Here is an 18,488-nt window from a genome sequence, read left to right on the forward strand (position 1 = left end):
TTGTCCAAACCAGTACTTTGTGTTACTATATAGTGGTAGTCATTAATACTAAGTAGCTGATTTATTAAGTATCGAGGTGAATAATTTGGAAAATATCACAGAATTGCTCAAAGGTATACTTGAAGGATGTGTACTTGAGATCATCAGCCGCGGTGAAACTTATGGTTATGAAATCACTCAACAGTTACGTCAACTCGGATTCTCAGATGTCGTGGAAGGTACAGTCTATACAATCACGATGCGCTTAGAAAAGCAGCAGCTCGTTCATATCGAAAAAAAAGCATCAACAATGGGACCTCCTCGAAAATTTTATACGCTAAACGAAGCAGGACACGATCGTTTACGTATCTTTTGGGAAAAATGGGCGTTCGTATCTGACAAAATGCAAGAACTGCAGCAGTTAAAACAAGAAGGGAGTACGAGATGATGAGAATATTCGAGCGGATCACCGGTAGTATGGAAGCTAAACGAGAATGGCGGGCGATGGAGAAGCGGGCTAAATCTCTTCCTCCTCGCTACTATGAGGCTTATCAAGCGATTCAACGCTATTTAAATGTCACGGGTGGACTAACGAGCTGGCAAAGTAGTCATCGTGTACTGACCGTCGTCCTCGAGTTGATGGAACAAGCCGCCTTCGAGCAAAAACCAGTGACAGATTTCACTGGAGAGGATGTTGCTGCGTTTTGTGATGAGTTAGTGAAGGACGAGCAGTCTTGGCAAACATCGTACCGTCATAAATTGAATGAAACCATTCGTCAGAATTCATGATGACGTATGGAGTAAAGGGATGTGTCAAACACATCCCTTTTTTTGTATTCATCAAATCCGTCGATTGACAAATATTAATACGATTGGAAAGAACAGGATTTGCCCTCCTAATACTAGCAACAGAGCAAATTGAATGTCTTTTATGATCGACAGATTGACGAGAATCAAGATCAAGAAAAGATATCCGATGCTTACGAGATAAGCGATATGTCCACTACGAATTTTAACAATTCCTTGGCGCTCATCATACGGTTCCGTTGGCGAGAATACCGTTCCTGTGATACGTGACGTGACGCCAGCTAAAACGAGGATGATCCCGAGAGTTTTAGCCGCCGGATCTGTCATCGTTAAGTACAGACCTACTCCAATTAAAATGATGTCTAGTAACATATTGACTCGCTTCATTCTATTCCCTCCTCGTTCGTTCGATTCGGTGTAAAGATGTCTTCGATTCGCCGTTCAAACAGATCAGCTAGTGAAAACGCGAGGTCGAGTGACGGATTATACCGTTCTTTTTCGATGGAAATGACCGTCTGACGCGACACGTTCAATCGTTTTGCCAGTTCGCCTTGTGACCAACCTCGTTCTTCGCGCATCTCCTTGACCTTATTTTTCATGATTTCACCTCGTAGTCCCACTATATGTAAATAACATACCACCTGTCAAGTTTCCTTTACACCCTCTTCATACGCTCCCACATGATATATTGATTGTCGCTCCCGACCTGCATCAATCCCGCTTTTTCGAGTACTCGGATTGATGCTTGATTCGTCGACTCCGTCTTCGCAAGTACCCCTGTCACTTCCGTTTGTTCAAACGCCCATTCAATCAATGCTTGAACTGCTTCCGTCGCAAACCCTTGATTGAGATACGCTGGTAACAGACCATAACCGATTTCGACCGCTTGTCGTATGTCCGGCTTCCCCTTGAATCCGATATCCCCGATTACTTAACCATCCTTTGTCATGACGAACCAGCTGCACCAGTATAATAGCGAGGAATCTGACGCTATTGACATCAAATGCTGCTGAACTTCCGGTCCGTTATCGTAGTGCTGTTGTTGTAAATGTGTCACGTCATTCGCTGTACACGGATGAATCGTCAATCGCTTTGTTTGAAGGGTTATCATTACTTTGTCTCCTTTTTTAGGTTTGCCACCACTGTTGTAGGTAACGTTGGATATACCAACAAACGATAAAAAGACTTGTTGCACCGAGTACACTGTAAAAAACAGGAATACCTAAGCGGATCAATCCATATAAGACGGCAAGCAATAAGAACGTCGCTGGTAATCCGAGTAACACACTCTTTAAGAATGTACTCAGTTCTGCCCGTTCACTTCCCTGTTTAACGAGCCAGGCAAAACTGATCAGACTGACGACGGGCAATGCAGACAACACACCACCCAGTGACGGTGAACGCCGAGCGACTTCCGTGACGAGACCGATGACCAGTGCGCTCGACAGCACTTTAACGAGAAAAGTAGTCATCTGCCGCCTCCCGCAACAATCGAAACGCCTGTTCAATCGCCTGTTGGTCTGTTTTTGACATCGTAGCAAGGACTTGATTTAACCGTTCAGGATCGAGTTCCGTATGACGACGAACGATTGTATCCCCCAAGTCTGTCAAACCAATTGTCACTTGGCGCTGGTCTTCTGGATTCCGTTTTTTTTCGATATAGCCTAATCCCTCCAACTTTTTGACGTGCTCAGACGTCGTATTATGTGAGAGGCGAAATGCCTCGGCAATCTGCTTGATCGTCGGATTCATCGCAAATTGGATGTATTGCAAAATACGCACACTTTGGTGAGACAGGTTTTCTTCGAACCGTGGATGTAATTGATAATAAATTTTTGCAAAATCAGCTGAAATCATAATGCTCCCCCTTATATCGTATAATCCGAATATATCGTAAATTACGATATATAACCAGAGAAAGAGGTATTTTCATGAAAAAAGTGTTAGCTACTATCGTATTGGTCATTCTTTTTCTCAGTGGATGCTTAGCGGAGACGACGATGACAACGACGGACCTCATCGCGGCGGAAGCCATTGAACAAGATCAAGACGTCATCCGCTTGAACGATCGCGTGTACCGACTAGATCAGGTAGTAACCGTCTCGAGTCTTTCTTTGACTCCTGGTCCACGTGTCCAAAAAATAGCATCCGAAAAGACGCTCAAGGACGGCATGGCAACTCGTCTTAAGAGCGGTACGGTCATCTATCAAGAAAAAGATGATACGATGTTTTTATATGTGCAGCGAAACAAGAAGTGGTATCGCTATCAATCCATCCCTGAAGGATGAGGAGGAGGAAGACAGATGAAGTATCCAACGACATTGGGCACGAAAAATGGCTACATCCACAATCCAACTTCCGCTGAAGCGATTCCTGTCCGTTATCGTGCCGTGATTCAGGACGTCGTCGCCTATGTACAAACCTTATCCGCGTTTCATGGCGTGTACTTGTATGGCAGCGTCGCCAAAGGAACGGCGCGTTCCTTTGAATCCGACCTCGATTTTACACTGATTTTGACAGAGCCGTTGACGGAAGAAGAACACATGCAGTTAGATGAACGGACAGAAGACTGGTTGAAGGACTATCCATTCGTCACCAAAATCGATTATGACATCGGTCTGCTTGGCGACGTCATACGGGATGACGAAGCACTTCGTTGGGGCGTCTGGTTGAAATCCGTCAACTTGTTTCTGGCAGGCGAAAATCTCCAAAGTCGATTTCCGTCCCTTCGTCCGACACGCGCTCTTGGCTTCGCATTAAACAGTGGGCTATCCGAGCAGTTGAGGTCTGATCTATCACGTCTAGAGAAAGGGCAAGTCACCTTGCTTGATTCGGATTCGATCGTGAAACGGATTGTTCGGAGCGCCTATCACCTCATCTTAGAGGAAGATCAAAGCTTCGTGCATGACCTCGAGACACTCCGCCCGATCCTGCTTCATTATTTCCCTGACGAACCGCGCTTTTTGTCACTGTTCGCCGCATACGATACAGACCAAATCGTTTCGCTAGAAGATGTCCACTACTTTGTGGACTGGTTCGCGTCTCGAATGCCGGACGAATCAATTCTTTAATCGAAACAGACCAGTCCACAGTCCAGCATGACCAAATAATGCCTCTGGATTGTCGACGGGTTTCATTTCCGTTAGTTCGATGACGTCGAATGCATCGAATATGGAGAGTAATCGCTCTTTCGTATAGCCGAGTCCGCCTTGGAGACTATTTTCTTGATAGACTTCCCAGTCTGTCAACGTCGCCCCGCCAAGCGGACCGCCCGCAACAAAACACGTTAATCCGAAATATCCTCCTGGTCGCAACATCTCCTTCATTCGCGTCACGTAGGTCAAACGTCGATGTGGCGCCATATGGTGAAAACAGCCTGAATCGTAAATGAAATCATATGTATTCTGTTCTGTCGTCTCTAGAAAATCTTGCTTTCGAAACGCAACGTGCGCTCCAGTCTGTTGTGCTTGTTCCGTTGCCCATTCTAACGCGGTTGATGAGAGATCCAGTCCTGTCATCGAGAAACCGTGTGCTGCGAGATAGATCGCATTTCGCCCCTGTCCTGTTCCGAGATCTAACGCGTCACCTGGCGAGATCCAGCCCTGTTCGACGTAGCGAACTAAGTTCTCGTCAGGAATGTTTTTAAAAAACGGGATCGGTTTCGTCCGATCTTCATAAAACTTGTCCCAAAACGGTTCTGGTTCACGCAATCGCGCATCAAGCATCTTTAAAATATCCTCCATCGTATCAATCGTCTGTGTTTCTGTCATTGATCAGTTCCCCCTCTTTTCTTCTATAATATTGTATTCGTGTTCAACCTCTTATTTTCCTGTATTTCTCGGATGAAAATGCGCTATTTTTCTTACCTTACGATATTGTTAGTATGTTCTCGCAATCGCCCATGCTACACTAGCCTTTAATTGAAACAACCATTCAAAAGGGAGATATCTTGCATGCGTCAACATCCGACTTCCACTTCCACCTTAGCAACGGATGAGAAGATCATCCGCTTGATTCAAGGTCTTCATCAAATGCACCATTCACCTATGAAAGCTACCCATTATCAAAAGTTAGCAGCTCAACTTCCTTATCCTTCTCTTGAAGAGATCAATGCCCGATTCGGTTCGTGGGCACACCTGTTAGAACGAGCTGGAATCGTCAAGACTTCCCATTTATCGACGAAAGAACGCATGACGTTAAACCGTCCCGCCGCGGTTAAGCGAACGAAACGGTGGTCGATCGAAGAGAGCGTCGCCTTTTATGTCGCACAAAAAGGAACGAACATGACGATTCGCTCCTACACAGAATTACGAGATTTACACCCAGAGATGCTAAGCGCAAATACGATCATTCGTCGTTTCGGCACGTGGAAAAATGCCTTAGCGCACTTCGACCTCACCTCGAACGGCTTCTTCACCGATCAAGACTGCTTAGACGCTCTTCAACAAGCTGCAGCCACACATGGACCACTTCTGACGAGTCAACAATATGCTAAGTGGGCGCGTGCGCATCAAGCACCTTCACTGACGTTGTTGATTGAACGCTTCTCCAGTTGGCGCGAAGCCTTGCGTCGTCTCGACAGCGAATAAAAAGGATCGTGCCCGCTGATTGATTCGACGGGACACGATCCTTTTTGATTATTGTTTTAGCAATCGTAAGAGCTCATGATCCGCCCCTTCAGCGCATTGGCGTAACGTATAGACCGACTGTTCCTTCTCGCTTGTCTTGACGAGTCTCTTACAGACTTCGTTTTTACGATCATCGTCTGTTGTACCGAATTGATCACGCGATGAATCAGACGTGTATTGATACGACTTTCCGTCATACTTGACGTCATACAATACTGGGTCTCCTTCAGTCGTAAATGCCGTGATGCGAATCTGATCTGATTTGCCTTGCGTTGACTTCTTTAAAAAGGACTCGAATCGGTCGCTGTTCGTAACATCCTTCTGGACGATGATGTCGCCGTTCTCCTTCGCCTCTTCCATCGTATACTTTCCGCAACCGGCTAAACAAAGCATACATACTATAAGACTGAGCTTCCGCATCCTTACCGACTCCTTCTCAACGTTTCGTTAATAAGCGATCAAGGCGATGCAGTTGCGACGTAAAGCCTTCCTTCATCCCCATACCGAGCACTTCTTGCACGGCTGCTTCTGTCTCATAGGTCGACTCGAAGACGATCAACGTCGTCTCCCCGTGGTCGAGGAATGTCGTGACATTCTCGCTTCCTGGTAAATGTTCTGAGATCGCCCCTGACGCGTCCGAGAAATAATCGGCATGACTATACGTGTTCGGAGCATCGATGTGTCTGAAAATCGCTTTCCCCCACGACTCCATGCCATAAAAGTCACCTTGCGCCGGATCAACACAGCGCATGCAATAATGCCATACGCCACCCGGTTGAAACTCAAACGTCTTGATCGTCGTTTCCCAGCCTTCCGGACCCCACCACGTTTCAAGCTGCTCTTTTTCTGTGAATGCAGCAAAGACGCTATCTCGTGGCGCCTCGCACGTCCATTCCATTCGTAAAGTCTTCCCCTCAATCGAGGTCTTCAATTCCTTTTTCATTCGTCCCGTCTCCCTTCACGTTCGACTGAATCTGCTTCAAATGTGCGTCTAGACGATGCATACGGGCTTCCATTTGCGCAAGCGAGTTGCTCCACATGACGAGCTCTCGAAACGCTTCTGGGCGAAGGCTATACAGGCGACGATTCGCCTGCCGTTCGACAGTGATCAGTTCCGCGTCAAGCAACAGCTTCAAATGCTTCGAGGTTTGCGGTTGGCGTAAGTGTAGTTGTTCAGCCAACTCATTGACGGAGCGAGGACCGTTTCGTAACGCTTCAATAAGTTGGAGCCGTGTCGCGTCTCCGAGTGCTGAGAATCGTATTGGTATCCGATCGTTCATATCCGTTCACCTCTTTATTTTGTATATTCCCATTTTAGAATATTCCAAACCAAGAATATAAAAAGTGCAAAATGATTGTCAGATGCGTTCAAATGACGTACGTTCTAGACAACCTGTATGAAAAGAGCGTGAACCAATGAAGACCGAATGGATGGAAGCATTCCTCGTCACCGCGGAGACCGGTAGCCTGACGAAAGCAAGCGAAGTACTGCATATGACGCAACCGGCGTTAAGTAAACAAATCAAAAGCCTTGAGAGTGCACTCGACGTCTCGCTGTTACACCGTTCGGCACATGGTGTCACGTTGACGACAGCTGGCGAAATCGTCTTTGAAGAGAGCCGTGAACTGCTTGACCGGATCGATCAGATGAAACGACGGATCGGTACGATCGACGAACGGACGACCCTGACGCTCGGATCATGGCCAAGCGTCGCGATGACGTATCTCCCGCGTCACGTCTCGCGTCAAGCGACGGCCCCGGATCTCAAATTAAAGACGGCGCATACGACGATCGATTTGATGCAAGGTCTTGAAGAACGCCGATACGATGCTGTCTTACTCGACGATCGTCACCATGTCCATCCGTATCATACAACGCATTTGTATACGGAGAACTTTTTACTTTATGTCCATCAAGACGACGAACGATTTATAGGCTGTACGTCTGTGGCGTTTGAGCAAATTCGTGACGCCTCTTTCTTGTCGCTTCCGATCGATTGCGATTCAACGAACATCCTAAAGGACGCGTTCATCGAGCGAGGTGCCGTCTACCAAGCAGAAAACGAGATGGAATTCGGTTCAAGCGTCCTCGGTTTCATCCGTGCAGGGCTCGGTATTGCCCTGTTGCCGGAGATTTTCCAAGACGGACTATCCCCAGAAATCAAGACGTTACCGGTCGACGGGTTTGATGTCGTCCGTGAATTGTCACTCGTCTCACGGGACGTCTCTCATCATGCGATTCTGCTTGATTTACTTGGTCAGTCGCGCTGAAGGTGCACTTGTAGTTCATGCCTCAGCCCATCGACTTGATCTTGTGAAATCGCCGAATCCGGTGTGTCACCGTACCGGACGAGATGGTAGATCGATGGATCAAGCGTGACATCAATCCGTTGTAACCATTCGCCGACCGTCTCTTCGGAGCGGCGGCGTTTTTGTCGTGTCAGTTGCCGATCGAACGTTTGTAACAGACGGCGAATCTCTGACTCTGATTCTTCACCAACAAGTGTTTGTCGTGTCGAACGATTTGGGGAAAACACCGGCGGCGGCTGCATTAAATCGTCGATTACATTCTCTCGTTTGCGTCGTTTTCGCAAACGCTTCAAGAAATAACGCACACTAAAGATGACAATCAGTAGTATGACAAGACCGATGACGCCGTAAAAGGTAGCAACACCTAAGGCATCCTTATCCGCAAATCCCCCGCTTTGGATGTCCATTTTTTGCTTGGTCGGTTTTCCTTCTTCTTTCCCGCCTCCATCAACCATAAATCGGGCTTGATAGGTTGCCGGATCATAAAAGAAATAACGATAGACTTCTGTACCGACTAGTTGAATAGCAGCAAGGCTCACGAGTGTTATACATAATGTCACAACTAAACCACGCTTCATCTCATCCCTCCTTTTCAATATTTTACCATCCCCACTCTACCTTGGAGTGATTTTTCTTTCTTTTCAGTCAATTTTTCATTAGAGTAAGTGATGACTCTCAATAAAAGGACGTGACATCATGTATCTTCCAAGTTTTTCGTTAACCGATCAGACATTTCTCATCACAGGAGCTGGTCGAGGCATCGGACGTGCACTCGCCATCGGAATGGCAGAAGCCGGTGCCGACATCATTCTCGTCGCCCGGACGGAACGCGATTTGAAGGAGACGGCACAAGAAATCGAACGACTCGGTCGAACGGCTTACATATTCCCGTGCGACATCACTGACCGGAAACAAGTCGTCGAGACGGTAGCTCGTGCTTACGAACAAGTACTGCAGATTGATGGGCTCGTCAACAATGCCGGAATGAACATTCGTTCGAAGGCACTCGATGTGACGGAAGACGAGTGGGAAACGATCCAACAGACCAATCTGAAATCCGCTTTCTTCTTTGCTCAAGAAATTGGTAAACGGATGCAGGAGACAGGTGGAAGCATTCTGAATATCGCCTCGGTTGCTGGTCACGTCGCCTTACGGACCGGCGTCGTGTATGCGACGACGAAAGCGGCAATGATTCAGATGACAAAAGTACTGGCGCTTGAATGGGGACCACGAAACATTCGTGTCAATGCGATCGGACCGTGGTATTTTAAGACACCATTAACGGAACCATTACTGAAAGATCCTACATACCTGCAAGAGATCGTTGACGTGACACCGCTCGGTCGGGTCGGTGAATTAGAAGAACTGGTTGGACCAGCTGTCTTCTTATCGTCTGCTGCAGCCCGTTACGTGACCGGGCAAACGCTTTATGTCGATGGTGGGATGACGATTAAAGGTTTTTAAAGACAGAAGAAGACGGATGCGCATCTGCCCATCCGTCTTCTCGTATCTGAAAGGAGTTTCATCATGTCAAAACGGATTGCACTCGTCGCTGGCGCCTCGCGTGGTGCCGGACGTGGCATCGCTTATGCCTTGGGTGACGCTGGAACGATCGTCTACGTCACGGGACGGAGTACGAATGAACAGACAACGGACAACCGTAGAGAGACGATCGAAGAGACGGCTACTGGTGTCACGGCACGCGGCGGACTCGGCATACCGGTCGTTTGTGACCATACGAATCAAACGGACATTGATCTTCTGATTCAGCAGATTCAGCACCAACATGGTTGAATCGATCTCCTCGTCAATTGTGTGTTCGGTGGTTCGGAAAGCCACTTACCGTCCGGAACTGGACGACGGTTTTGGGAGCGACCACCGGAACATTGGGACGCGATGATGTCTGCCGGACCAAAAGCGTATTTGTGGACGATTCGGGCTGCGATGCCCTTGTTGCAACAAAGTCCAGCTGCGCTCGTCATCAATGTGACGTCATTCACTCCAGATCAGGTGGCTGGAAATCTTTATTATGATTTGGCGATGCAAACGATTAATCGAATGACACACGTCATGGCGCAGGAGTTAGCTCAGACGACCATTTCTGTCATCGCGCTCTGCCCCGGTTTCATGCGGACGGAACGGGTCGTCGATGCTGGATTCGCGAGTGCCGCGACTGAATCGACGACCTATATCGGACGAGCCGTTACAGCGCTGATGGCGGATGACGATGTTAGCCGTTATTCTGGACAAGCCATCTTCGTTGCCGATCTCGCGAAGACCTATCACTTTACGGATCAGGACGGAACGCAGCCACTACCTTTTTAATTGCTTTAATCGATGAATTAACTAGTTTTCAATCACTCACTTCCGTTCCGGTCGTGCTGGATCAAAGACTTCTTTCGCATCAAAGAATGGATCGAGCATGCTCGTATTTCCAGCAACTGCTTGACGTAAACGAATCCCATCAACGTTGATTCGAGCTTGGCGGAAGTAGTCGGGTCCAACTTGCTTCCACGCATGTTGACTCGCATCGACATTGAAGAAATAACGGAAACCGCTATCGATGAGCAAACGATATTTCTCACCCGAATACTCATGCCAATCCCCGACATCACTGCCATATGGATAAATCAGTTGCGTCGTTTTTCCGATCAGCGGAGCAACGTCCTGTTTGTAGCGTTTAAGATCCGCGCGAATCGTCGTGACTGATTCTTTCCCGACCCAAATATGTCCGTACGTATGACTCGCGAACTGCCAGCCGTCCTCTTTTAATGCGACGGCGGTCTGTTTCGCTTGTTTTCGTGCCGTTTCGACCTGTTTATTGTGTCCGTATTGGTTGTAGGAGGAACGATACCCGAGCACCCCATTATAACCTGTAATACCGAGCAACCCTTTTGCTCCTTTATAGGAAAAGTCAGGATGAGACTGGACGAACGCATCGACGATTGGTACGAGATCATAAGCACCATCGGGTTTTCCGACCATCGTGTTGACGATTTTTCCATCCTTCACTTTTAAATTCTTCGCAAATCCGTCGCCTTCCATGTATTCGTAATAATTGACGTCGTCCTGCGACAACACGAGCGGTTGCTTTCCTTTTGGTAAACGGACGGGTGTCTCGACGATCTTCCCGTTCACCTCTTTTGCTAAATCTGTTGGTCGGACGAGTACGTAGTTGTTTTTGTACAACGCATCCAAGATCCGTTCGAACTCCTGTTGTGTCACCATGTAATCATCGTATCCCGCTTCCTTCCGGTCGCCATCAAATGCTTGGTTTGGATCAGCAATCAATGAATGGAAAAAGAGATGTGGCACAGGTTTCGTCACAGGCAGGAGCGCCTGCTTTTTCTGTTCGTATTCCTCTTCCCTCTGTTTCGTCTCTTTTGCGCGGACGGGTTTCAACACTTTGATCGCCCGGTCATAATCGTACTGGGCAGCGTAACGATCAGCACGCTGTATCGTCTTTTCTATGTATGCCTGTTGCGAAGCTTGTCTTTTTTGCTGTGTCTCTCGTGTTTTTTCCGACTTTTTCTCGCTGACTTCGCTTTCCCCACATCCACTTAGTAGCAGACTCAGCGCCACACCGCCAATGATCCAGTTCCGTCTCATGTTTTTCGACTCCTTCATCAATTTTGACGTTTTCATTCCCCTCTATTCTAACTGTTCCCGATTGTTCAGTCGATTAACTACTTTTTTGAGTCATTCCGTTTCGTTATGACTGTCCATCCAAAGCGGAACTTCCGCTCACTCGTCTTGAGGTGTTTAATAAAGGACGTAATGAAATTCACGGAGGTGCAACAAGATGATTGAAAAGAACTTAATTAATGGTGAATGGTACGATACGACAGAAACGATTCCGGTCTACGACCCAGCAACGAAAGCATTGCTCGGACATGTTCCAGCAAGTTCAGCGGAAGACGCACAACGTTCCGTTGACGCAGCGAGCGAAGCATTCGTTAAGTGGTCAAATGAAACAGCAGACACACGCGCGAATTTAGTCGACGCCTGGTATCGCTTGATCAACGAAAACCGAGAGGAACTCGCCCGCATCATGACGACGGAACAAGGGAAACCGTACGTCGAAGCACTTGGCGAAGTCGATTACGGCAATCAATACGTCCGTTGGTACGCTGAAGAAGCACGTCGGATTTACGGTGAAACGATTCCGGCTTCTGTTCCAGGGAAACGACTCTTCGTCGAAAAAGAACCGGTCGGTGTCGTCGCAGCGATCACACCATGGAACTTCCCAGCAGCAATGATCACACGCAAACTCGCACCGGCTCTTGCAGCAGGTTGTACAATCGTCCTTAAACCATCAGAAGAGACACCGTTTACGGCACTTCGCCTCGTTGAACTAGCAGAAGAAGCAGGTATCCCTAAAGGGGTCATCAACGTCCTAACAGGTGACGCAGCAACAATCAGTGGCGTCTGGCAAGCGGATTCTCGCGTCCGGAAAATCACGTTCACAGGTTCAACAGCCGTCGGGAAATTGATCATGCGTCAAGCAGCTGATACGATGAAAAAATTGTCACTTGAACTCGGTGGACATGCACCCTTCATCGTCACGGAAAATGCGGATCTCGACAAAGCTGTCGAAGGCGCGATGCGCTCGAAATTCCGAAACGGTGGTCAAGCGTGTGTCGCGACGAACCGCTTCTACGTGCAAGCATCTGTCCTTAATGAGTTTACGGAAAAATTCACAGCTGCCGTCAAACAACTGCAAGTCGGTAACGGGATGGACGCCGACTCGACAGTTGGTCCATTAATCAATGCGAAAGCCGTCGCAAAAGTCAAAGCACACATCGATGACGCTGTCGCAAAAGGGGCAACGATCCTGACTGGTGGTACGATTGACGAATCTGTCGGCTACTTCGTCACTCCAACCGTGCTTGCAAATGTCACAGAAGACATGCTCTGCATGCAGGAAGAAACGTTTGGTCCGCTCGCACCGATCTCTGTCTTTGAGACACTCGATGAAGTCATCGAACGGGCGAACAACACACCATACGGACTTGCAGCTTACGCGTTCTCTGAACGCATCGATGAAGCATTGATGCTCGGAAAACGACTCGAATACGGGATTGTCGGTCTGAACGATGGCGCACCATCTGCTGCACAAGCTCCATTTGGTGGCTATAAAGAGAGTGGTCTTGGCCGTGAAGGTGGCGTCTACGGCATCGAAGATTATCTCGAAGTCAAATACTTGTCGCTCGGTTAATCAATTAAACATTTCGTTTGAAACAAACGATCTTTACCCATAGGTCACCCCTCATTTCTTGAGTGAAATGAGGGGTTTTTGTTTGGCATGCTTACATACTATTTTGTAAGGTATGATTGAATTCAAATGATTATACGAAAAGGAGTGATTTAAGAATGGATGTCATCACCTTCGGGCAACAAGAACAGAACCAACACTACATAACAAGACCTGCTGTTTATGCGGTCATGCGCGACTCTCAAACAGGTAAAATTGCCGTCATTCAAAAAAAGGACGGTAAGTTGTTTCTTCCAGGTGGCGGTATCGAGACCTATGAGACGTATGAAGACTGTCTTAAAAGAGAGGTACTAGAAGAAACGGGGATGGACATCGAAATCGGTGATTTCATCGGACGAGCCAATCAACATTTCTATTCACAAAACGAAACGGCATATTATTTGAACGAAGGGCAGTTCTATCGTTGTGATGCTGGGCAGAAAGTACAAGATCCGATTGAGGATGATCATGCCTTACGATGGATCGACCCGGTTGAAGCAATCGAACATCTATTTCACGACCATCAACGCTACGCAGTCCAAAAGACGCTATACATGATTTAAATCAAGACGCACAAAAGGAGCACGATTCTCTTTTTCAGAGAAAACGTGCTCCTTTTAAATATGTGACAAACGAACAGTCTCGTTGTTATTCGACGTATTCGTAGAGAACGACACTCTCGATGTAGTGAATGAAGCGACGTAATTCCTTCTCCTCTTCGTTCGAGAGATCCCCTTCTTTCGACATATTCGCGATTTCAAGACGCTGAACTTCGATCGCTTTCAAGCAAAGTTCTTCTTTTTGCTGATCGACGTCCTTGCCACCGATTGGTGACGACCAACGCGTATGTTTGAAGCGAAGTCGTTTATAGAATTCCAGCACACTTTGAACGACGTCTGGTGGGTACGATGAGCGGCAATTCTCGAGACGTTCGATCACTGTGCCCATTACCTTTTCATACAGTTCATGCTCGACTTGTGTCATTTGAATCAACGCGTCAGATGACATGTTCGATCGTTTCCGCTTCCACCACAATTTTCGAATCGGTTGGACGATTTGGAAACGCGAATCCTTGCCGATCGCCTTACGACGGTTTTCGATCGAGCGGAAGACATCCTTCTTCAACAGATCCGGCACCTTGTGCTCAGCGACGAAACGTTTTGATTCTTCCTTTTCCCACTGGACGGCTTCCAGTCGCAGTGCTTTCAATTGATCATTGAATTGATCGAGCTCTTCCTGACTTTTTTCCTGTGCCCGAAGCAACCGAAGCATGACATGATACTCATTAAGGAGATCAAACGCAACGACCGCATTGTCTTCGTCCGTCACTTGTTTGATTTCTGAGATTGCACGGCGAATCATCCGTTGTTTTTGGGCATTCAGGTCGAGTGCGATCGGTGTAGCCGCTTCTCCCCGGTTCAAGACCGGTAAGAGAATCGTTGCGAGAACAAGTGTATAGATGATGACTCCCGCTGCAAGGAAGATGATCAATGAGCGTTCCGGGAAGGCTTCGCCGGACTCCGTCAAGAACGGTAATGACAAGACCCCGACCATCGTGATCGTTCCGCGAACCCCGACCAGTGTCGTGATTAAATCTTGTTTGAAGGACGGTCGACGATGATCGCGGTCCTCTTTTTTAAAGAACCGATGATCGAACCAATTGAAGAACATCGTCCAGACGAGACGGATCGCGAGAATGAATGAACCGATTTCGATGACATATAGCATGAGACGCCAGTTGTTGATCGCATCATCTGCAAAAATCTCGCGTGTCGCTTCCGGCAACGTCAAACCGAGCAATAAGAAGATAATCCCGTTTAACGTATACGCAATCATCGTCCAGATGTTATCCGTCAACGTCTGCTCTTGTGCAAAGAACGTTTCCGTCCGTTCTTTGATCAAGGCATGCAAGATACCACCTGTCACGACGGCGATGACGCCTGACGCGTGAAACCCTTCTTCGGCGATGAAGAAGATGATGAATGGCGTTAAAATTTGCAATAAGGCATAAAAGACAACATCTTCAATGCCGGCGCGACGCAAGCGAACCTTGAGAAAGTTCATCGCGAGCGAAATCGTCAATCCGATCAATGCTCCGACGATGAACATGTAGAAGAACTCCGTCGTTGCACTTTGAAGCGAGAAATACCCTGTGACGACAGCAGCGACCGCATAACTGAACGCAACTAATCCTGAAGCGTCATTGATCAGTGATTCTCCACGGACGAGTGTCAGAATCTGTTCTGGAATCTGGACACGTTTCGCGATCCCGTTGACGGCAATCGGATCGGTCGGCGATAAAATCGCAGCTAAAGCAAAGGCAGCAGCGACTGGAATAACTGGAATCAACCAGTTGATGAAGTACCCTCCGACGATCGTCGTCAACAAGACGAGAATGATCGCGTTCCCGAAGATCGCTGTCCGCATCCGCCATAAATCTTCTCGTGGGAAGTGAGAACTATCGTTGTAAAGTAACGGTGCGATGAATAAGAGGAGGAACCACTCGGATTCGACCTCGATTGTCAAACCACTCATCAGGAGAGCGGCGACGGTTCCGGCAATGATTTGAATCAAAGCCGTTGGGATGAAACGGATGTAATGTCCGATGACTTGCGTCAATAAGATGAGGGCAAGCATCAATAAAATCAATGATAGTGTTTCCATGGAAGACCCCTTCCTCTATTGTTTCTTTCTACCTATATCCTAACATAGTTTTTTAATCAATCCTGTCCGAGCGCCTTATCGGATCGTTGCACAGCAATTATTTCTGCTGCTTGACGAATCAACTGCTCCCGGAGTTCGAGTGGTTCAAGGACTCGCACTTCCGGACCGAGCCGCATCAATTGGCGTCCGAGATTCGGCAGTTCGGTTTCCGGAACCAACCATGTTCGTTCCGACTGAATCGGTAAAATCCCCTCTAGCAACCGTTCGCCTAATGGTGATACTTCCAGTTTTACCGTCGTCATCGGTACACGTGTCATGTCTTGTTCCAAATCTGAAAAGGTTAACACGGTTGCTGGCAACTCATGAAGCGTCACGTCTTTGATCCGATCAACACGGAACTGGCGATACCCTCGATTCGTCTGTCCATAGAAGTACCAGCGTTCCTGTTCGAACGATAAACCAATCGGATCTACGACGATCATGCGTCGTCCTTTTGTCGTCTCATAAAGAATATTCCCCATCCGTCCGCTCTCTAACAAGTTGAGTAACGCAGGATTTTGCGGCGACGGTGGTGTATCGACCGCTTGAAAGCGAAAGCGGTCTTTCCATTTTACGATCTGTTGCTCCGTTATTTTCGGTAACTCGTTCGCATAGCGTTCAGCGACTTCCTGACGAATCGTTCCGAATGGAAAATCAGGAATCTGACTAATCCATTCCAGAAGGATGAAGAAGACAATCGTCTCTTCATCCGTCAAAACGAGTGGCGGCATGTTCCGATGTGGCAACATCCGGTACCCCCCTGCCACGCCAGGTTCGCTGTAGATCGGATAACCATTTGCTTCAAGTACCGTCATGTCTCGTTGAATCGTCCGGATCGACACCTGACATTCTTCCGCGAGCATCCGTGCAGAGAAGTGTTCGCCCCGGTTTAACAAGCGTACTAAACGCCATTGTCTCGTATTCATACAGTTCCTCCTATAATGACGACATCTTTTGTCGTCATTATACGCTAAGATGAAGTCACACGATGCAAAAGGAGGAATTATGGATGTCACAACCTACGACCGTTCTTTATATCGCTTGTAGTCTTGACGGGAAAATTGCCAGACTCGATGGTTCACTTGATTGGTTATTTGCCGTTGCCGGAGACGGGGATAATGGTTATCAAGCGTTCTATGATCAAGTCGGTGCCGTCATCATGGGACGAAAAACATATGATGAAGTCCTACAACTCAGCGAGACATACCCTTACGCAGATATTCCGAGTTATATCTATAGCCGGACGCAACGAACGTCTGAGACGGTCACCTATACGGATGAACCGCTCGATCAACTGCTCGACCGGATTTCGCCAACGATCGAAGGTAACGTTTGGCTGATCGGTGGTGGCGAGTTGATTCAAGAAGCGTTGCGCTTAAAGCGCATCCGCTCGATTGAACTGGCGATCGCCCCTGTCATCCTTGGAACAGGTATCCCGCTGTTTCCGGAAGGAACGAGTGAAACCAATCTTCGTTTGACAGCGAGTCGCCATTCGGGACAATTCCTGATGGCGACGTATGAAGTCTTGACTTAAACAACAACAACCGGTTCGGGAAAGCGAACCGGTTGTTCGTTTATATCAGTCAGGCATTTTTCTTCGTCTTTTTCGCTTTTGGTTCCGTCCACTTGAAGATTTTATTCATGACGTTGTAAATCCGTTTTGATTCCTTCGTCATCAACGGTCCGAGAATGGCGAGAATCAAGACGTATAAAGCAGAGAATGGTGACAAGATGTCCATCAACCCACCAGCGATTCCGAGATTCGCGACGATGATCGAGAATTCCCCACGCGAGACAATCGTCAAGCCGATGTTCGAGGATGCTTTGTGTGACAAGCCTGCTTTACGCCCCGCAATCATACCGGCCACGTAGTTCCCGATGATCGTGATGACGACGGCACCGAGTGCGAGCCAGACGGCGTCAAGTAACATCGTCGGATCGATGCTCAATCCGAAACTGAAGAAGAAGATCGCACCGAAGAAATCACGGAATGGTACGACGAGATGTTCGATCCGCTCACCTTGGTCGGTTTCTGAGAAGACGAGGCCGAGTAACAACGCCCCGATTGCTTCTGCAACATGAATCGTTTCCGAGAATCCGGCGATGAAGAACAAGGCAGCAAAGACGACGATGATGAAGACTTCATCCGAGGCGATCTTCAGCATCTTATTCAAAAGCGGTGTTGCCTTCCGAGCGACGATGAAGAACAACAACATATAGCCGAGGGCGATCAAGATCGATGTGAGGGATGCGAGTAATGTCGTCCCACCACCGAGAAGCAGTCCCGATAAGACCGACAAGTAGACAGCGAGGAAAATGTCCTCGAACATGATGATTCCAAGAATCAATTCCGTCTCCGTGTTACCAGTCCGGCGGAGATCAACGAGGACTTTCGCCACGATCGCACTCGAGGAGATCGTAATGATTCCGGCGATGACGAGTACTTCATAGAGTGGGAATCCGGCGATGAATCCATAGAGTAAACCACCTGTAAAGTTAATCGATAAATAGATCGTTCCGCTCGTGACGATCGATTTTCCAGACCGGATCAACTTACCGATCGAGAACTCGAGTCCGAGATAGAACAAGAGGAATAGGACGCCAATTCGTCCGAGGAAACTGATGAACTCAGCACTTTCAATGAACTTGAAGTCTAGTATCCCGATTGTCGGAGCGTGCGGTCCAACAATCATCCCGAGAATAATCAGAAACGGGATGATTGAGAAATTGAGTCTGTTCGCGAGCACTGCCGCGATCGCCACTAAGATAAGCGCGGTACCGACTTCAAATATGAGATGATCCATATA

Annotated in this window: 27 protein-coding genes; 12 read left to right on the plus strand and 15 right to left on the minus strand. The window is 47.8% G+C overall.

Annotated features, from left to right (window positions below; genetic code table 11):
- Positions 1-85: 85 nt before the first annotated feature.
- Both U719_RS09055 and U719_RS09060 read left to right on the plus strand, forming a co-directional pair.
- Positions 86-427, plus strand: coding sequence for a PadR family transcriptional regulator (locus U719_RS09055; protein WP_023468462.1), 342 nt, complete (start codon positions 86-88; stop codon positions 425-427).
- Positions 424-768: a DUF1048 domain-containing protein gene (locus U719_RS09060; protein ID WP_023468463.1), complete on the plus strand. Its 345-nt coding sequence runs from the start codon at positions 424-426 to the stop codon at positions 766-768. Before U719_RS09055 ends, U719_RS09060 begins: the two co-directional genes overlap by 4 nt.
- Before the next feature lie 51 nt (positions 769-819).
- Here the strand turns inward: U719_RS09060 and U719_RS09065 are convergent, their stop codons facing one another.
- Genes U719_RS09065 through U719_RS09085 form a run of 6 tightly spaced genes read right to left on the minus strand, consistent with a single transcriptional unit; the run spans position 820 to position 2,643 of the window.
- Positions 820-1,173 (minus strand): hypothetical protein, encoded by a 354-nt coding sequence (locus U719_RS09065; protein WP_023468464.1) that lies wholly within the window; start codon positions 1,171-1,173, stop codon positions 820-822.
- Complete coding sequence (locus U719_RS09070) at positions 1,170-1,385, minus strand: helix-turn-helix transcriptional regulator (RefSeq protein WP_023468465.1); 216 nt, start codon at positions 1,383-1,385, stop codon at positions 1,170-1,172. The genes U719_RS09065 and U719_RS09070 overlap by 4 nt, the downstream gene beginning before the upstream one ends.
- A 56-nt stretch (positions 1,386-1,441) precedes the next feature.
- Positions 1,442-1,714, minus strand: a complete 273-nt coding sequence (locus U719_RS16630; protein ID WP_081706924.1) for a GNAT family N-acetyltransferase — start codon at positions 1,712-1,714, stop codon at positions 1,442-1,444.
- Between the two features lie 3 nt (positions 1,715-1,717).
- Positions 1,718-1,897 (minus strand): hypothetical protein, encoded by a 180-nt coding sequence (locus tag U719_RS16490; protein ID WP_051353608.1) that lies wholly within the window; start codon positions 1,895-1,897, stop codon positions 1,718-1,720.
- Positions 1,898-1,913: 16 nt separating this feature from the next.
- Entirely contained in the window at positions 1,914-2,258 is a 345-nt protein-coding gene (locus U719_RS09080; protein ID WP_023468466.1) for a DUF3147 family protein, read from the minus strand.
- Positions 2,239-2,643, minus strand: coding sequence for a MarR family winged helix-turn-helix transcriptional regulator (locus U719_RS09085; protein WP_023468467.1), 405 nt, complete (start codon positions 2,641-2,643; stop codon positions 2,239-2,241). The genes U719_RS09080 and U719_RS09085 overlap by 20 nt, the downstream gene beginning before the upstream one ends.
- Before the next feature lie 74 nt (positions 2,644-2,717).
- On the opposite strand from U719_RS09085, the gene U719_RS09090 reads away from it, so the two are divergent.
- Positions 2,718-3,074, plus strand: coding sequence for a hypothetical protein (locus tag U719_RS09090; RefSeq protein WP_023468468.1), 357 nt, complete (start codon positions 2,718-2,720; stop codon positions 3,072-3,074).
- Positions 3,075-3,089: 15 nt separating this feature from the next.
- The gene (locus tag U719_RS09095) at positions 3,090-3,857 is read left to right on the plus strand and encodes a nucleotidyltransferase domain-containing protein (RefSeq protein ID WP_023468469.1); all 768 of its coding nucleotides are present in this window, start codon (positions 3,090-3,092) and stop codon (positions 3,855-3,857) included.
- Here the strand turns inward: U719_RS09095 and U719_RS09100 are convergent.
- A complete protein-coding gene (locus U719_RS09100; RefSeq protein ID WP_023468470.1) occupies positions 3,846-4,556 on the minus strand; it encodes a class I SAM-dependent methyltransferase in 711 nt (236 codons plus the stop codon). The genes U719_RS09095 and U719_RS09100 overlap by 12 nt on opposite strands.
- Positions 4,557-4,739: 183 nt before the next feature.
- On the opposite strand from U719_RS09100, the gene U719_RS09105 reads away from it, so the two are divergent.
- Positions 4,740-5,375 carry a homing endonuclease associated repeat-containing protein gene (locus tag U719_RS09105; protein WP_023468471.1) on the plus strand — a complete coding sequence of 212 codons (636 nt, stop codon included), beginning with the start codon at positions 4,740-4,742 and terminating at the stop codon, positions 5,373-5,375.
- A 48-nt stretch (positions 5,376-5,423) separates the two neighbouring features.
- On the opposite strand, the gene U719_RS09110 is transcribed toward U719_RS09105, so the two are convergent.
- The 3 genes from U719_RS09110 to U719_RS09120 are packed head-to-tail and all read right to left on the minus strand — an operon-like array spanning position 5,424 to position 6,694.
- Complete coding sequence (locus U719_RS09110; RefSeq protein ID WP_158408699.1) at positions 5,424-5,807, minus strand: DUF4362 domain-containing protein; 384 nt, start codon at positions 5,805-5,807, stop codon at positions 5,424-5,426.
- Between the two features lie 43 nt (positions 5,808-5,850).
- Complete coding sequence (locus U719_RS09115; RefSeq protein WP_023468473.1) at positions 5,851-6,357, minus strand: SRPBCC domain-containing protein; 507 nt, start codon at positions 6,355-6,357, stop codon at positions 5,851-5,853.
- A complete protein-coding gene (locus tag U719_RS09120) occupies positions 6,329-6,694 on the minus strand; it encodes a metalloregulator ArsR/SmtB family transcription factor (protein ID WP_023468474.1) in 366 nt (121 codons plus the stop codon). Before U719_RS09120 ends, U719_RS09115 begins: the two co-directional genes overlap by 29 nt.
- Positions 6,695-6,830: 136 nt before the next feature.
- Here U719_RS09120 and U719_RS09125 point away from each other — a divergent pair, with 136 nt between their 5' ends.
- Positions 6,831-7,685, plus strand: coding sequence for a LysR family transcriptional regulator (locus U719_RS09125; RefSeq protein WP_041255130.1), 855 nt, complete (start codon positions 6,831-6,833; stop codon positions 7,683-7,685).
- On the opposite strand, the gene U719_RS09130 is transcribed toward U719_RS09125, so the two are convergent.
- The gene (locus U719_RS09130) at positions 7,673-8,302 is read right to left on the minus strand and encodes a hypothetical protein (protein ID WP_023468475.1); all 630 of its coding nucleotides are present in this window, start codon (positions 8,300-8,302) and stop codon (positions 7,673-7,675) included. The two genes, U719_RS09125 and U719_RS09130, sit on opposite strands and share 13 nt — an antisense overlap.
- A gap of 118 nt (positions 8,303-8,420) precedes the next feature.
- On the opposite strand from U719_RS09130, the gene U719_RS09135 reads away from it, so the two are divergent.
- The 3 genes from U719_RS09135 (at position 8,421) to U719_RS16640 (ending at position 10,049) form a co-directional block, all read left to right on the plus strand.
- Positions 8,421-9,188 (plus strand): SDR family NAD(P)-dependent oxidoreductase, encoded by a 768-nt coding sequence (locus tag U719_RS09135; RefSeq protein ID WP_023468476.1) that lies wholly within the window; start codon positions 8,421-8,423, stop codon positions 9,186-9,188.
- 63 nt (positions 9,189-9,251) lie between these two features.
- A complete protein-coding gene (locus tag U719_RS16635; RefSeq protein WP_081706925.1) occupies positions 9,252-9,518 on the plus strand; it encodes a hypothetical protein in 267 nt (88 codons plus the stop codon).
- Positions 9,519-10,049: an SDR family NAD(P)-dependent oxidoreductase gene (locus U719_RS16640; protein WP_304413038.1), complete on the plus strand. Its 531-nt coding sequence runs from the start codon at positions 9,519-9,521 to the stop codon at positions 10,047-10,049.
- Between the two features lie 36 nt (positions 10,050-10,085).
- Here the strand turns inward: U719_RS16640 and U719_RS09145 are convergent, their stop codons facing one another.
- Positions 10,086-11,333 carry a polysaccharide deacetylase family protein gene (locus U719_RS09145; RefSeq protein WP_023468477.1) on the minus strand — a complete coding sequence of 416 codons (1,248 nt, stop codon included), beginning with the start codon at positions 11,331-11,333 and terminating at the stop codon, positions 10,086-10,088.
- Between the two features lie 193 nt (positions 11,334-11,526).
- Here U719_RS09145 and U719_RS09150 point away from each other — a divergent pair, with 193 nt between their 5' ends.
- Together U719_RS09150 and U719_RS09155 are read left to right on the plus strand one after the other, a co-directional pair.
- Complete coding sequence (locus U719_RS09150) at positions 11,527-12,942, plus strand: NAD-dependent succinate-semialdehyde dehydrogenase (RefSeq protein WP_023468478.1); 1,416 nt, start codon at positions 11,527-11,529, stop codon at positions 12,940-12,942.
- Positions 12,943-13,097: 155 nt separating this feature from the next.
- Positions 13,098-13,541, plus strand: coding sequence for an NUDIX hydrolase (locus U719_RS09155; protein WP_023468479.1), 444 nt, complete (start codon positions 13,098-13,100; stop codon positions 13,539-13,541).
- An 85-nt stretch (positions 13,542-13,626) separates the two neighbouring features.
- Here the strand turns inward: U719_RS09155 and U719_RS09160 are convergent, their stop codons facing one another.
- Positions 13,627-15,642: a Na+/H+ antiporter gene (locus tag U719_RS09160; protein WP_023468480.1), complete on the minus strand. Its 2,016-nt coding sequence runs from the start codon at positions 15,640-15,642 to the stop codon at positions 13,627-13,629.
- Between the two features lie 56 nt (positions 15,643-15,698).
- On the minus strand, positions 15,699-16,607 hold the full coding sequence (locus U719_RS09165) for a YafY family protein (RefSeq protein WP_023468481.1): 909 nt from the start codon (positions 16,605-16,607) through the stop codon (positions 15,699-15,701).
- 83 nt (positions 16,608-16,690) lie between these two features.
- Here U719_RS09165 and U719_RS09170 point away from each other — a divergent pair, with 83 nt between their 5' ends.
- The gene (locus U719_RS09170) at positions 16,691-17,215 is read left to right on the plus strand and encodes a dihydrofolate reductase family protein (RefSeq protein WP_023468482.1); all 525 of its coding nucleotides are present in this window, start codon (positions 16,691-16,693) and stop codon (positions 17,213-17,215) included.
- A gap of 49 nt (positions 17,216-17,264) precedes the next feature.
- Here the strand turns inward: U719_RS09170 and U719_RS09175 are convergent, their stop codons facing one another.
- A complete protein-coding gene (locus U719_RS09175) occupies positions 17,265-18,485 on the minus strand; it encodes a cation:proton antiporter (RefSeq protein WP_023468483.1) in 1,221 nt (406 codons plus the stop codon).
- Positions 18,486-18,488: the final 3 nt, after the last annotated feature.

The organism is Exiguobacterium sp. MH3, from assembly GCF_000496635.1.
Lineage (GTDB): Bacteria > Bacillota > Bacilli > Exiguobacteriales > Exiguobacteriaceae > Exiguobacterium_A > Exiguobacterium_A indicum.

What these genes read in the sequence shown, in the direction of transcription:
- U719_RS09095 (WP_023468469.1), top strand. Translation starts at nt 3,090, where the DNA reads ATGAAGTATCCAACGACATTGGGCACGAAAAATGGCTACATCCACAAT.
- U719_RS09150 (WP_023468478.1), top strand. Translation starts at nt 11,527, where the DNA reads ATGATTGAAAAGAACTTAATTAATGGTGAATGGTACGATACGACAGAA.
- U719_RS09090 (WP_023468468.1), top strand. Translation starts at nt 2,718, where the DNA reads ATGAAAAAAGTGTTAGCTACTATCGTATTGGTCATTCTTTTTCTCAGT.
- U719_RS09165 (WP_023468481.1), bottom strand. Translation starts at nt 16,607, where the DNA reads ATGAATACGAGACAATGGCGTTTAGTACGCTTGTTAAACCGGGGCGAA.
- U719_RS09065 (WP_023468464.1), bottom strand. Translation starts at nt 1,173, where the DNA reads ATGAAGCGAGTCAATATGTTACTAGACATCATTTTAATTGGAGTAGGT.
- U719_RS09080 (WP_023468466.1), bottom strand. Translation starts at nt 2,258, where the DNA reads ATGACTACTTTTCTCGTTAAAGTGCTGTCGAGCGCACTGGTCATCGGT.
- U719_RS09145 (WP_023468477.1), bottom strand. Translation starts at nt 11,333, where the DNA reads ATGAGACGGAACTGGATCATTGGCGGTGTGGCGCTGAGTCTGCTACTA.
- U719_RS16490 (WP_051353608.1), bottom strand. Translation starts at nt 1,897, where the DNA reads ATGATAACCCTTCAAACAAAGCGATTGACGATTCATCCGTGTACAGCG.
- U719_RS09135 (WP_023468476.1), top strand. Translation starts at nt 8,421, where the DNA reads ATGTATCTTCCAAGTTTTTCGTTAACCGATCAGACATTTCTCATCACA.
- U719_RS16635 (WP_081706925.1), top strand. Translation starts at nt 9,252, where the DNA reads ATGTCAAAACGGATTGCACTCGTCGCTGGCGCCTCGCGTGGTGCCGGA.
- U719_RS09070 (WP_023468465.1), bottom strand. Translation starts at nt 1,385, where the DNA reads ATGAAAAATAAGGTCAAGGAGATGCGCGAAGAACGAGGTTGGTCACAA.
- U719_RS09105 (WP_023468471.1), top strand. Translation starts at nt 4,740, where the DNA reads ATGCGTCAACATCCGACTTCCACTTCCACCTTAGCAACGGATGAGAAG.
- U719_RS09100 (WP_023468470.1), bottom strand. Translation starts at nt 4,556, where the DNA reads ATGACAGAAACACAGACGATTGATACGATGGAGGATATTTTAAAGATG.
- U719_RS09120 (WP_023468474.1), bottom strand. Translation starts at nt 6,694, where the DNA reads ATGAACGATCGGATACCAATACGATTCTCAGCACTCGGAGACGCGACA.
- U719_RS09175 (WP_023468483.1), bottom strand. Translation starts at nt 18,485, where the DNA reads ATGGATCATCTCATATTTGAAGTCGGTACCGCGCTTATCTTAGTGGCG.
- U719_RS09085 (WP_023468467.1), bottom strand. Translation starts at nt 2,643, where the DNA reads ATGATTTCAGCTGATTTTGCAAAAATTTATTATCAATTACATCCACGG.
- U719_RS09130 (WP_023468475.1), bottom strand. Translation starts at nt 8,302, where the DNA reads ATGAAGCGTGGTTTAGTTGTGACATTATGTATAACACTCGTGAGCCTT.
- U719_RS09125 (WP_041255130.1), top strand. Translation starts at nt 6,831, where the DNA reads ATGAAGACCGAATGGATGGAAGCATTCCTCGTCACCGCGGAGACCGGT.
- U719_RS09160 (WP_023468480.1), bottom strand. Translation starts at nt 15,642, where the DNA reads ATGGAAACACTATCATTGATTTTATTGATGCTTGCCCTCATCTTATTG.
- U719_RS09155 (WP_023468479.1), top strand. Translation starts at nt 13,098, where the DNA reads ATGGATGTCATCACCTTCGGGCAACAAGAACAGAACCAACACTACATA.
- U719_RS09115 (WP_023468473.1), bottom strand. Translation starts at nt 6,357, where the DNA reads ATGAAAAAGGAATTGAAGACCTCGATTGAGGGGAAGACTTTACGAATG.
- U719_RS09060 (WP_023468463.1), top strand. Translation starts at nt 424, where the DNA reads ATGATGAGAATATTCGAGCGGATCACCGGTAGTATGGAAGCTAAACGA.
- U719_RS09170 (WP_023468482.1), top strand. Translation starts at nt 16,691, where the DNA reads ATGTCACAACCTACGACCGTTCTTTATATCGCTTGTAGTCTTGACGGG.
- U719_RS09110 (WP_158408699.1), bottom strand. Translation starts at nt 5,807, where the DNA reads ATGCTTTGTTTAGCCGGTTGCGGAAAGTATACGATGGAAGAGGCGAAG.